The 12,870-nt window shown below is 46.0% G+C and carries 11 protein-coding genes; 7 read left to right on the forward strand and 4 right to left on the reverse strand.

All coding sequences use genetic code 11. The features are described 5' to 3' along the window. Positions 1-49: 49 nt before the first annotated feature. From artP to B0187_RS03800, 6 genes are all read left to right on the forward strand, one after another. A complete protein-coding gene (gene artP, locus B0187_RS03775) occupies positions 50-784 on the forward strand; it encodes an arginine ABC transporter ATP-binding protein ArtP (RefSeq protein ID WP_078236524.1) in 735 nt (244 codons plus the stop codon). Positions 785-798: 14 nt separating this feature from the next. Beyond that, positions 799-1,521: a transporter substrate-binding domain-containing protein gene (locus B0187_RS03780; protein WP_078236525.1), complete on the forward strand. Its 723-nt coding sequence runs from the start codon at positions 799-801 to the stop codon at positions 1,519-1,521. A 489-nt stretch (positions 1,522-2,010) separates the two neighbouring features. Then, positions 2,011-2,736 carry a lysine/arginine/ornithine ABC transporter substrate-binding protein gene (locus tag B0187_RS03785; protein WP_078236526.1) on the forward strand — a complete coding sequence of 242 codons (726 nt, stop codon included), beginning with the start codon at positions 2,011-2,013 and terminating at the stop codon, positions 2,734-2,736. Further along, positions 2,736-3,407 (forward strand): arginine ABC transporter permease ArtQ, encoded by a 672-nt coding sequence (artQ, locus tag B0187_RS03790; protein ID WP_078236527.1) that lies wholly within the window; start codon positions 2,736-2,738, stop codon positions 3,405-3,407. The genes B0187_RS03785 and artQ overlap by 1 nt, the downstream gene beginning before the upstream one ends. Further along, on the forward strand, positions 3,407-4,093 hold the full coding sequence (gene artM / locus B0187_RS03795; RefSeq protein ID WP_078236528.1) for an arginine ABC transporter permease ArtM: 687 nt from the start codon (positions 3,407-3,409) through the stop codon (positions 4,091-4,093). Before artQ ends, artM begins: the two co-directional genes overlap by 1 nt. Positions 4,094-4,247: 154 nt before the next feature. After that, positions 4,248-4,988 (forward strand): class I SAM-dependent methyltransferase, encoded by a 741-nt coding sequence (locus tag B0187_RS03800; protein ID WP_078236529.1) that lies wholly within the window; start codon positions 4,248-4,250, stop codon positions 4,986-4,988. 112 nt (positions 4,989-5,100) lie between these two features. Here the strand turns inward: B0187_RS03800 and B0187_RS03805 are convergent, their stop codons facing one another. From B0187_RS03805 to B0187_RS03820, 4 genes are all read right to left on the reverse strand, one after another. Further along, on the reverse strand, positions 5,101-7,344 hold the full coding sequence (locus B0187_RS03805) for a FepA family TonB-dependent siderophore receptor (RefSeq protein ID WP_078236530.1): 2,244 nt from the start codon (positions 7,342-7,344) through the stop codon (positions 5,101-5,103). A 187-nt stretch (positions 7,345-7,531) separates the two neighbouring features. After that, positions 7,532-8,803 (reverse strand): AmpG family muropeptide MFS transporter, encoded by a 1,272-nt coding sequence (locus B0187_RS03810; protein WP_078236531.1) that lies wholly within the window; start codon positions 8,801-8,803, stop codon positions 7,532-7,534. 9 nt (positions 8,804-8,812) lie between these two features. Beyond that, positions 8,813-9,835 (reverse strand): UDP-glucose 4-epimerase GalE, encoded by a 1,023-nt coding sequence (gene galE / locus B0187_RS03815; protein ID WP_078236532.1) that lies wholly within the window; start codon positions 9,833-9,835, stop codon positions 8,813-8,815. Positions 9,836-9,951: 116 nt separating this feature from the next. Beyond that, positions 9,952-10,437 (reverse strand): OmpA family protein, encoded by a 486-nt coding sequence (locus B0187_RS03820; RefSeq protein ID WP_078236533.1) that lies wholly within the window; start codon positions 10,435-10,437, stop codon positions 9,952-9,954. Between the two features lie 211 nt (positions 10,438-10,648). On the opposite strand from B0187_RS03820, the gene uvrD reads away from it, so the two are divergent. Then, the gene (gene uvrD / locus B0187_RS03825) at positions 10,649-12,844 is read left to right on the forward strand and encodes a DNA helicase II (protein WP_078236534.1); all 2,196 of its coding nucleotides are present in this window, start codon (positions 10,649-10,651) and stop codon (positions 12,842-12,844) included. The last annotated feature ends 26 nt before the right edge of the window (positions 12,845-12,870 follow it).

Consider the following 12,870-nt stretch of genomic DNA (forward strand, 5'->3'; position numbering starts at 1 on the left):
TTTAATATTCATTCAATTTTACGCCAATAAAACATAGGATTTTTTACCGATGGCAATTCGGATTAGTAATGTCAATTTCTTTTATGGCTCGAATCAAGCCTTGTTTGACATCAATTTGAACATTGAAAAGGGCGATACGGTGGTGTTGCTCGGGCCGAGTGGGGCGGGCAAGAGTACCCTCATTCGCACCCTGAATTTACTGGAAGTGCCGCAATCTGGTACGTTGAAAATTGCGAATCATCATTTTGATCTTTCGGCGAAAATGCACACCAAACAGCTCTCTGCATTACGCAAAGAGGTGGGAATGGTGTTTCAGCAGTATCATTTGTGGGCACATTTGAGTGTGTTGCAAAATTTGATTGAAGCCCCGATGAAAGTGCTTGGGTTAAGCAAAACCGAGGCGGTAGAGCGTGCCAAAAGTTTGTTGGAACGTCTGCGTTTAGCTCAGTTTGCCGAGCGTTTTCCGTTGCAACTGTCGGGCGGTCAGCAGCAGCGTGTGGCGATTGCACGAGCCTTGATGATGCAACCCGAAGTGTTGCTGTTTGATGAACCTACGGCGGCACTCGACCCAGAAATCACTGCACAAGTGGTTGATATTATTAAAGAATTACAAAGCACAGGCATTACGCAAGTGATTGTAACCCACGAAGTTTCGGTGGCTCGCAAAGTGGCGACCAAAGTCGTGTATATGGAACAAGGCAGAATTGTGGAAAGCGGCGATGCAAGCTGTTTTGAGCAACCGCAAACCCCACAATTTGCACAATATCTCTCTCACTCACACTAATTGAGGAATTTACAATGAAAAAATTATTGATTGCGTCAGCGATTGCATTAGCAACCCTTTCTGTTCAAGCCCAAGAGAAAATCACTTTTGCGATGGAACCCTCTTATGCCCCGTTTGAAACCACCAACGAAAAAGGCGAAATTATCGGTTTTGACGTGGATGTGGCGAACGCCCTTTGTGCGGAATTAAAAGCAACTTGCGAATTTAAAGCGAACTCGTTCGACAGCTTAATCGCTGGCTTAAAATTCAAAAAATTTGATGCGGTAATTTCAGGAATGGACATCACCGAAGCCCGTGCGAAACAGGTTGCCTTTACGAACCCATACTTCGACAGCACTGCGTCATTCTTAGCCGTGAAAGGCAAAGCAACCCCTGAAACAGCGAAGACCGTGGGCGTGCAAAACGGCTCAACGTTCCAACAATACCTTGTGAAAAACGGCAAGCAATACACCTTAAAACCTTATGCTACCTTGCAAACCGCCGTGCTTGATTTGAAAAGCGGTCGGATTGATATGTTATTTGGCGACACCCCAGTGCTTGCCGAGTGGCTCAAAACCGACAGCGAACTTGACTACGTTGGCGAAAAAGTTACCGATAAAGAGTTCTTCGGCAACGGTTTAGGTATCGCCGTAAACAAATCAAACACTGAGTTGTTGAATAAACTCAACGGAGCGTTGGCGACCATTAAATCAAACGGCAAATATCAAGAAGTTTACAATAAATGGTTCGCTAAGTAGGTTGTTACTTTCTTTGCTCGTGCAAAGAAAGTAACCAAAGAAACACGCCCCGAACATTTTGCTTTTGTTTCGCTTGTTTCTAATTTCTACGGTCGATTTGTAAACTCGCTTGCTACGCAAGCTCAAACAGTACAAATCGCCCTTGAAATTGACGAAACCGCTCAACGCAAAATGACGGGGGAATTTGTTCGAGCAAGATCATTATTCGTAGGGGCGGATTTTATATCCGCCCTCAATATCGAATGTGAGAAATCGAAAATAATAAAACTAAACAAGCGGTAGGATTTTCGTAAACTTTTTCAAAATCTAACCGCTTGTTGCCCCCTTCCCCACCTTCGGTGGTACTTCCCCCGTGAACGGGGGAAGATCACATAAATCTACCTTCTTGGGGAAATCCGATCTGCCCCCGCTTGCGGGGGAAGTGGCACGCAGTGCCGAAGGGGGCAAATCCCCTAAAAAACCAAAAATAAAAATACAGGATCAAACACAATGAAAAAACTTCTTTTAACTTCTGTTTTAGCGTTATCCGCTTTGGCGGCGAACGCCAATCAAACTTTGACCTTTGCGACTGAACCCTCTTATGCCCCGTTTGAGATCACCAATGAAAAAGGTGAGTTGGTCGGGTTCGATATTGATTTGGCGAAAGCCTTGTGTGAGGAAATGCAAGCCACTTGCCAGTTCAAAACCCAGAGTTTTGATAGCTTGATTGCCGATCTCAAAATGAAAAAATTTGATGCGGCGATTTCGGCGATGGATATTACCGAAGCCCGAGCGAGACAGGTTGCTTTTACCGATCCTTACTACGACAGCTCGGCGGCGTTTTTGGCGGTGAAAGGCAAGGCGACCCCAGCAACGGCGAAAACCGTGGGGGTGCAGACGGGATCGACGTTCCAGCAATATCTGGTTAAAAATGGCAAGCAGTATCAGTTGAAACCTTATGTGAGCTTGCAAACGGCGATGTTGGATTTGAAAAATGGTCGGGTGGATATGATTTTCGGCGATACCCCCGTGCTTGCCGAATGGCTTAAAACAGAACCAGAATTTGGCTTCGTGGGCGAAAAAGTGGTGGACAAAGATTTCTTCGGCAGCGGTTACGGTATTGCGGTGAATAAAGGCAATGCGGAATTGGTGTCGAAGTTAAATCAAGCGTTAGCCGCAATTAAAGCCAACGGAAAATATCAACAAATTTATCAAACTTGGATGGCGGACAAATAGTGTTTGCGGATTATCTTTCTCTGCTCGGCAACGCAACCCTGATGACCTTAGGGATTGCGGCGGCGAGCCTTGTGATCGGCTTGGTGTTGTCGATTCTGTTTGTGGTGTTGGAAACCCACAAAAATGCCCTCGTGCGAAAAAGTACGGCGGCGGTGGTTACGCTTTTGCGTGGCTTGCCTGAAATTTTGGTGGTGTTCCTGATTTATTTCGGCTTGACCCAAGCGATGTTTATGCTGACGGGGGATTTCGCCGAATTTAGTGCGTTCTGGTGCGGTTCGTTCGCCCTTGGGATTATTTTCGCCGCTTACGCTTCCCAGTCGTTGCGTGGGGCGATTAAGGCGATTCCCCTCGGGCAGTGGGAATCAGGGGCTGCACTCGGTTTGAGCCGTTCCCACACTTTCATCAAAATCATTATGCCGCAGGTGTGGCGACACGCTTTACCTGGGTTGAGCAACCAATGGCTTGTGTTGTTGAAAGATACGGCGTTGGTATCGTTAATCGGGGTGGACGATTTAATGCGTCAAGCGGAATTGATTAACGCCAACACCCATCAGCCGTTCACTTGGTTTAGTTTGGCGGCGTTGATTTATTTGGCGATTACGCTGGTTAGCCAACGAATTATCAAACGCCTTGAACTTCACGTTACCCGATTTGAGCGAGGAAATGCCTAATGTTATGGGAATATTTAACCACGATTGCCCAAGGGATCGGCACGAGCTTGCAACTCACGGCGGTGGCGTTAGTGATTGCGTTCGCCTTGTCGGTGTTGCTCACGTTCTTGCTCTCAATGGACAACCGCCCAATCAAATGCTTGATTAACGGCTTCATTACCCTGTTTACGGGAACGCCGTTGCTGGTGCAATTTTTCCTGATTTATAGTGGACCGGGGCAGTTTCAATGGATTATCGACAGCCCTCTTTGGTACTTTTTCTCGGACGCGTGGTTCTGTGCGATGTTAGCCCTCGCTTTGAACAGTACCGCTTATTCGACTTTATTGTTCCACGGGGCGGTGAAAGCCATTCCAAAAGGGCAATGGGAAACTTGTGCGGCACTCGGATTGAACCGCTTGCAGACCCTCAAAATTTTGATTCCTTATGCGTTAAAACGAGCCTTGCCCTCTTACAGCAACGAAATCGTCCTCGTGTTCAAAGGCACGTCCCTCGCCTCAACCATCACGATTATGGACATTATGGGCTACGCCCGCCAGCTTTACGGCACGGAATATGATGCCCTCTCAATCTTCGGAATGGCTGGCGTGATTTACCTCGTGATTACGGCGATTATGACCATAATCCTACGCAAAATCGAAAGCAAAGTGCTTGCCTTTGAAAGATTTGAAGCGGAACAGACCGCTTGATCGACAAAATAGACATCGAAAGATGTCTATTTTTTTATCGGTTAAAATAAAATCAAAAAATAAAGCCGCAAAATCGCTTTTTTTCCTCTTGACGAGTTGTTTTTTTTTTTTACAGTCGGAAAGTTTTACACTTACCAAATGAAAGGACAACAAAATGCAACGTTTCTGGGAAATTGCGATCGCCCCGATTTTACCGATTGTCAAACCAAAGCACATTATCGAAATTGGTTCAGACACGGGTTTAAACACGATTAAAGTGCTAAATTATTGTGTGAATAACGATTGCCACTTCACGGCGATTGACCCATTCCCACAATTTGACGCAGACAGCCTCGAAAAACAGAGCAACGGCAAATTCACAATGGCTCGCGAACTCAGCTTGCAAGCCCTGCCGAAACTCAACGCCTGCGACATCGCCCTTATTGACGGCGACCACAACTGGTACACCGTTTTCAACGAATTAAAATCCATCGCAGCAAAAAGCAAAGAACAAAATAACCCTTTCCCGATCTGCTTTTTCCACGACATCGGCTGGCCTTACGGACGCCGTGATATGTATTACAACCCGAGCAACGTCCCTGCCGAATTTGTGCAACCCCACGCCAAAATGGGAATGGTGCCGAACCAAAACGAACTCTCGCCAACCAGCCGCTTCAACGCAGGTTTCGCCAACGCCTTACACGAAGGCGGCGAGAAAAACGGCGTTTTAACCGCGATTGAAGATTTCATCAAAGAATCCGATTTAGACTTTATTTTCTACCCATTCAACGGCTTAAACGGCTTCGGCATTCTAATGGAAAACACCGAACGCAACCGTAGTTTATATAACCCTTATTTACTGCAAGCCCAAATTGCGGGAATGGTTGAATATCAACGGCTAATGACTCAAATCTAATCACAAAAAAACCGAACAAATTGTTCGGTTTTTTACTTCACAATCAATCTTAAAACTGTCCGCTTGTAAAAAAACAAAAGGGGCTTTCGCCCCTTGATTTGGTTGAGTTGGATTAGAACTCGTATTTGACACTTGCGTAGTAAGCTCGCCCTGGTTGGTTGTAGGTAGCGGCACCTGCATTTGAACGTTTAATTTGTTTGTCAAACAAATTACTTACTCCTGCACGAACGCTGATCGCTTTGTTCCATTTATAACCTGCGTTCACGCCCCAAACGCTGTAACTGCCGAGCGTGGTCGGGTTGAGTTCCATTTGTTCACGCGGTGTAGTTGCCACGGTGCGAGGTTTTTGGCGACCATATTGGGTGTAGGTCAAATTCGCATCAAAGGCTTCGGTTGGTGTCCAATTTAGGCTTGAATTTAGCGTATATTTTGGAATGATCGAAAGCGGATTGCCCGTCTCTTTATCTTTCGATTGGATCATATAGGTGAAGTTATTGACTAAGCGTAATTTGTCTTGCACCAATGGCAGGGTGAGATTGCCCTCAACACCCTCAACAATCGCACGTTTGGCGTTCTTCCATTGATAAACTTCTCGACCTGCACTGGTGATCGCAATCGCTTCTGTACCTGCGATAATTTTATTGCGGTAGTCATTGTTGAAGTAGGCAACTGACGCGGTGAAATCGTCTTTGCTATATTCTAAGCCAATCTCTTTGTTCCAGCTGATTTCTGGTTTGAGATCCGCCGAGCCGAGCAAGTAGCAAGGCACAAAGCCTTCTGGCAAGATTCGGCAACTTCTTCCGTTACTATAAATCATATAGTTCGGGTTGGCTTGATAGAGGTTTGGATTTTTGAATGCACGTGCCACACCGCCTTTGATTTTGAGGTTGTCGGTAATGTTATGTGCCACATTTAAGCCCCCTGTTACCACTGAGCCTGCGTCATCGCTGTAATTGTAGCGAACAGCTGGGGTAACGAAAGTGCGGTCGCTGGCGGCGATATTATCTTCAAGGAACACCGCCCATTCGGTGCGTTTAATCAATCCCGTGCGATTTTGCCCAATGCCTGCGTAGCTATCAGGTGTTTCCTGCCCTGTTCTTCGATTGGTTTTTGCCACAAGACTTTGACTGGTTGAAGCACCATCATCGAGTTTGGTTTGTGCAAATTCCGCCCCGATGGTGAGCATTTGATCGAAACCGAGTGTAAATGGAATATTGAGTTCGCCATTTAAACGGGAATTTTTTAAGACACTGTCGCTGAACCCACTGGCTCTTGTCTCGTTTGGATTACGGCTTGCCGGTGCATAAGCCCCCTCAATGTTCCCTGTTAAGGCTTCTTTCAAGCGGCTGTTGGTGGTACGATCCCAGCTAAACCCAAGTTTGCTATCCCCCCAACCATATTTGCCCGTGTGGGTAATCGCATAGCTTTGGCGATACAAGCGGGCAGTTTCTTGTCCATTTAACGCCGAAGTAACGCCAATGTTGCCGCCCGAGCTGGTTTGGGTATCGCCGTTGTAGATATTCCCTTGACGGCTGTTGCTAATGTCGATACTGACTTTTTGGTTATCGGTAACATTCCAATCAATACGCCCTGCAATATCTTTGTTACGCACCCCCTCACGTCCTGCAATAAATTTGGCGTTATTGCGGCTGCGAGCTTGGGCGGAAAGATCATTATATTGTGCGTTGATATTGGCGGAATCGGCATCGGTTTTGTTCCAGTTGCCGTAGAGACGAAACGCCAATTTATCTTTAATTAACGGACCGCTAAACGCAAAGCCAACGCGGTTGGTTGCGCCTTCTTTGCTATCTTGCGGTTGGTTGGTGTAGTAATTTAGGCTACCGTGAAATTCGTTGGTGGCGGGTTTGGTTTTGATATTCACCACTCCGCCCATCGCCCCCGAACCATAACGAGCAGCGGCAGGACCACGCAGCACTTCAATCGACTCAATCATTTCCGCTGGCACCCAGTTGCTGTCGCCTCGGGTGTTTCGCTCGCCCGAACGACCGTAACGCTCGGCGTTACGTGAGGTTACAGGTCTGCCATCAATCAAAATCAAGGTATTTTCAGGCCCCATTCCACGCACATCAATTTGGCGTTTGTTACCGCGAGCTGATCCTGCGGCGTTGCCCGTCAAGTTTACTCCTGGCATTGTGCGTAACACTTCGGACAGATCGTTCTGTACAGGGCGTTTTTCTAAATCTTCCTTACTGATATTCGACACCCCTAACGATTGTTTACCTTGCACCTCAGCGGTAACAACAATTTCATCAAGTTGGGTAACAGTTTCGGCATACGCCATTGAGCTGGTCGCCACCACCACAGCAGCGGCGAGTTTGGTTAAATTGAATCGCATTGGGTTCTCCTGAAAATTGCGGAAATAAGAATAGTTCGCAATTTACATAATTTGCAAATGCAAGTCAATTTCATTTACAAAAATTTTTGGGAACTTTATGCAAGGGGTAGGATTTTACGAAATTTCACGAAATCCTATCCCTTGCAAGGGCGAAAAAGAAACCCCTTGCTGGGCAAGGGGTTAAGGATTATTTGCTGGTTTGATGCCAAGGGGCGATTTTGAATAGCATTAACATTCCAGGGATACCGACCACGAAGCAGATCCAGAAGAAAGTGTAATAGCCGTAGTTTTCAACCAATACGCCCGAGAACGCCCCGAAAATTTTGCTCGGAATGGCGGAAAGGCTGGTAAAAATCGCGAGTTGGGTGGCACTATAAAGTCGATTTGTTTCTTTTGCCATAAATGCTGCAAATGCTGCACTCCCTAAGCCAACCCCTATATATTCGCCACTAATAACAATCGCTAAAAGCACAATTTCATAAGTACCAACAGTTTCAAATTTACCAAAACTTGATAACCAAACAAAGCCTAGTATTGTTACCAGCTGAACAAATCCAAATATCCATAATGCTCGGTTAAGCCCTAATTTATTTGCAATTAGCCAACCTAACATTCCAGCTAAGATGACCGAGCCTAAGGAAAAGAATTTTACAACAGTGCCTAAATGGGTGCGACTAAATCCCATATCTAAAATAAAGGCGGTTTGTAATGATGTAGCTAGGGAATCACCGAATTTATATAAGAAAATAAATAAGATAAATCCCAAACCTGCATATATGCCTTTACGCTGGAAAAACTCTTTAAATGGCAAAGTAAATGCTTTATAGAACGGTATTGAGCGATCAATGTGTGGTACATCTGGTTCTTTGGCTAAGAAAAGGGAAAGAGCAATACCAGGAAGCATAAATAATGCTGTAAAAATAAATGTTTTATCCCAACTAATATAATCGGATAAAATTAACGCTAGCCCACCTGGGATTAAACTTGAAAAACGATATGCCGCAATATGTAATGAATTACCGCCACCAAGTTCTTCATCGCTTAAAATTTCACGGCGGTAAGCATCAATCACAATATCTTGCACCGCTGAGAACACCGCAATCGCAGTTGAAATAATTGCCACCGTTGAAATGCTTTCGACAGGGTTAAATTGCCCAAGCAAAGCTAACAGAGCAAGCAAACAGATTTGAGTGAGGAACATCCAACTGCGGCGGCGACCGAGGAAATTGGGGTAGTAACGGTCAAGTAGTGGCGAAATAATGAATTTCCAAGTGTAAGGAAACCCAATCAAAGTAAAAAAACCAATGGTTTTAAGATCTACACTATTTGATCTTAGCCAAGCTGGTACGAGTTGGTATAGCACATAGAGCGGTAAGCCTGAGCTAAATCCCGTGAAAATACAGAGCAACATATTTTTAGTGAAAATTTGTTGCCAAATTGAGGGTTTGGTGGTGGTCATCATTTATCCTTATTGTGAGCTTTTGTAGCCGTTCGGGTTATTTTTCTGCCAATTCCACGTATCTTTCATCATTTGGTCGAGATCACGTTCCGTTTTCCAGCCTAGCACGTCAAGGGCTTTGCGAGAGTCGGAATAACATTCGGCAATATCCCCCGCACGGCGATCGACGATTTTGTACGGCACGGCGATTTCATTCACTTTCTCAAAGGCTTTGACCATATCCAGCACCGAATAGCCTACGCCTGTTCCCAAGTTGTAGATATGTAAACCTGCGTGATCCTGATGTTTTTCAAGGGATTTCAAATGCCCAATCGCTAAATCGACCACGTGGATATAATCTCGCACGCCCGTGCCGTCTTGGGTTGGGTAGTCGCCACCAAACACGGACAGTTGCGACAATTTGCCCACCGCCACTTGGCTGATAAATGGCATTAGGTTGTTGGGAATGCCATTCGGATCTTCGCCGATCAAACCGCTTGCGTGTGCCCCAACAGGATTGAAATAACGTAGGATCACCGCACTAAATTGCGGATTGGCTTTGACCGTATCTTCCAACACTCTCTCAACCATATATTTGGACGTGCCGTATGGATTGGTCGTGCCACCTACCCCAAAATCTTCGGTAATAGGCACTGCTTTCGGTGTGCCGTAAACAGTGGCGGACGAGCTAAACACAATGGTGTTCACCCCTGCTTTCAACATTTCTTCCACCAACACAATCGAACCGCCTACGTTATTTTCGTAGTAGAACAACGGCTTTTGCACGCTTTCGCCCACCGCTTTCAAGCCAGCGAAATGGATCACCGATTCGATGTTGTGTTCCGCAAAAATTTTACGCAGGATTTCACGATCTAAAATATCGCCCTTGTAAAACGGAAAATCTTTGCCCGTAATCTGTTTGACACGTTCGAGGGAAACTTCCGATGAATTGTGCAAATTATCTAACACCACGATCTCACGCCCAGCGTTCAATAATTCCACCGCCGTATGTGAACCGATATAACCTGCACCACCTGTTACTAAAATTGCCATTTGCACTTCCTTTTCGTTAAGAAAAACGCCTATATTCTACAAGGTTCTGAAAAAAGTTAAATCATACTTACAAAAAAACCGCCAAAAATGGCGGTTTTCTTTGTTGAAACTAAAAATTAGTTTGCTTTGATGTGAACACGACGGTTTGGTTTTAAGCACGCTTTTAACGCATCGCCTGAAACGCCGTTACATGCTTTCACTTGGTTTGCTTTACCACGACCTACCGCAGAGATTTTCGCTTTCACGCCTTGTGCTTGTAAGTATGCTTTCGCTGTGTTAGCACGCTCTTGTGAAAGTTTTAAGTTGTAAGCCGCTGAACCTAAACGGTCAGTGTAACCAGTAACAACCACTTTGCTTGAACCTGCTGCTTTAAGCTCTTGTGCGATGCGGTTTAAGGTTGATTTACCTTGTGCAGATAAGTTTGATTTGTCGAAATCAAATAAGAAGTCGCCACTTAAAGTGTACTCTTTCGCTGGTTTAGCTGGTGCAGGTGCTACCGCTGGGGCTGGTGCGTCAAGGTTGATGCTTTTTGCTGAGAAACAGCCTGCTAACATCATTGAAGTTGCCGCCACTGCGGTTAATTTTGCTAAATTTTTGATCATTTTTAATTTCCTATTAAGGTTTTGTTTAACAAAAGTAAGTTTTATGAAACTTAAAAAACGTGCTAATGGTAAATTTTCCCGCCTTAAAAAACAATAGCAAGCGGTTAGATTTCCCACATTTTTTTGCAAAATTTTTCAAAATCAGCCCGCTTGCAAGGCGAATTTGATCTATAATACCGCCCACTGTATAAAAGTACATTAAGAGCAAGCGATGGATTTTTCTTTATTATTAGACGGTTTGAACGATAAACAACGGGAAGCGGTGGCAGCACCCTTGGGGAATTATTTGGTGTTGGCGGGGGCTGGTTCGGGCAAAACGCGGGTGCTAACCCACCGCATTGCGTGGCTGATTGGGGTGGAAAATGTGCCAGAATCGAACATTCTCGCCGTTACCTTTACCAACAAAGCCGCCGCTGAAATGCGGCACCGCATTGAGCATACCCTGTCGCAAACCAGCGATCACCGCCTGTTTGGAATGTGGGTCGGCACTTTCCATAGCATTGCCAACCGCCTGTTGCGTTCGCACTATCTGGATGCCGACCTGCCGCAAGATTTCCAAATTATGGATAGCGAGGATCAACAACGCTTGCTCAAACGGTTGTTGAAACTGCATAACATTGACGAGAAACATTTTCCGCCGAAACAGGTCGCGTGGTATATCAACGCTCAAAAAGATAAGGGCTTGCGACCAAGCCACATCGATCACGGCAATGATCCGAACGAGAAAAAATTAGTCGAAATCTACCAAATCTATCAAGACGCTTGCGACCGTGCAGGCTTGTTGGATTTTGCCGAATTGTTGATCCGTGCCTACGAATTATTCAAATTTAAACCACCGATTTTGCACCGCTACCGTGAGCGTTTTCAGCATATTTTGATTGACGAGTTCCAAGATACCAACAACATTCAATATGATTTAATCCGCTTGTTGGCGGGCGACACCAGCAAAGTGATGATCGTGGGCGATGATGATCAGTCGATTTACGGCTGGCGAGGGGCGCAGGTGGAAAATATCCAGCGTTTTCTCAATGATTACCCGAATGCCCAAACCATTCGCCTTGAACAAAATTACCGCTCAACGGGGCATATTTTGTCGGCGGCGAACGGCTTGATCGCCAACAACGATAACCGCCTCGGCAAAAATTTATGGACGGATCAAGGCGAGGGAGATCCTGTCGAAATTTATTGTGCGTTCAATGAGTTAGACGAAGCTCGCTTCGTGGCTTCGCAGATCAAACAATGGAAAGAAGACGAGGGCGAGCTGAACGAATGTGCGGTGCTTTACCGCAGCAACAGCCAATCTCGTGTGATTGAAGAAGCCTTGATCCAAGCCAACATTCCTTACCGTATTTACGGCGGAATGCGATTCTTCGAGCGTCAAGAGATCAAAGATGCGTTGGCGTACCTACGTTTAATCGCCAACCGCCAAGACGATGCCGCCTTTGAACGGGTGATCAACACCCCACCGCGTGGCATTGGCGACCGCACCCTCGACACCTTACGCCAGCTCACTCGCCAACGTCAAATCACGCTCTGGCAAGCGATCCAAGTGGCGATCAAAGAGGAAATGCTCACGGGCAGAGCTTCGTCCGCCCTGTTGCGATTTACCGAATTGATCAACGCCTTAGAGCAAGAAACCAGCGAAATGGCACTGTTCGAGCAGACCGATTTTGTGATCAAAAAATCGGGTTTATACGCAATGTATCAGCAAGAAAAAGGCGAAAAGGGTGAAGTGCGGATCGAAAACTTGGAAGAACTGGTTACCGCCGCCCGTCAATTTAGCAAGCCCGATGAAGCAGAAGATCTCACGGATCTGACCGCTTTCCTCACCCACGCGTCCCTCGAAGCGGGTGAAGCCCAAGCCTCGCCGCATCAGGATTATGTTGAGTTAATGACCTTGCACTCGGCAAAAGGCTTAGAATTTCCGAGAGTGTTTATGGTCGGGGTGGAAGAGGGGATTTTCCCAAGCGGAATGAGCTTTGACGAAGGGCGATTGCAGGAAGAACGCCGCCTCGCCTATGTCGGCATTACCCGAGCCAAACGCAAATTGACGATCAGCTATGCGGAAAGTCGCCGCTTGTACGGCAAAGAAGAACGGCATATTCCGTCTCGCTTTATCGCCGAATTACCCGAACAGCATATCCGTGAAATCCGCCTGCGTGGCAACATCAACCGCCCAGCGAATTTCAGCCCCTTTGCAAAAAATCCACGAAATCAGCCCGCTTGCAACCCATTGCAAACGGAAAATGAGTGGAAAATGGGGAAAAAAGTCCGTCATAGCAAATTCGGACAAGGCACAATCATCAACGTCGAAGGCTCCGGCGACCAAACCCGCCTGCAAATTGCTTTTGTACAAAATGGGATAAAGTGGCTGATTGCGAAGGTGGCGGGGTTGGAAAAAATTTAATAAATTTATTATTTAATCCGTGATAA

It is taken from the genome of Haemophilus paracuniculus, from assembly GCF_002015115.1.
GTDB classification, from domain to species: domain Bacteria; phylum Pseudomonadota; class Gammaproteobacteria; order Enterobacterales; family Pasteurellaceae; genus Haemophilus_E; species Haemophilus_E paracuniculus.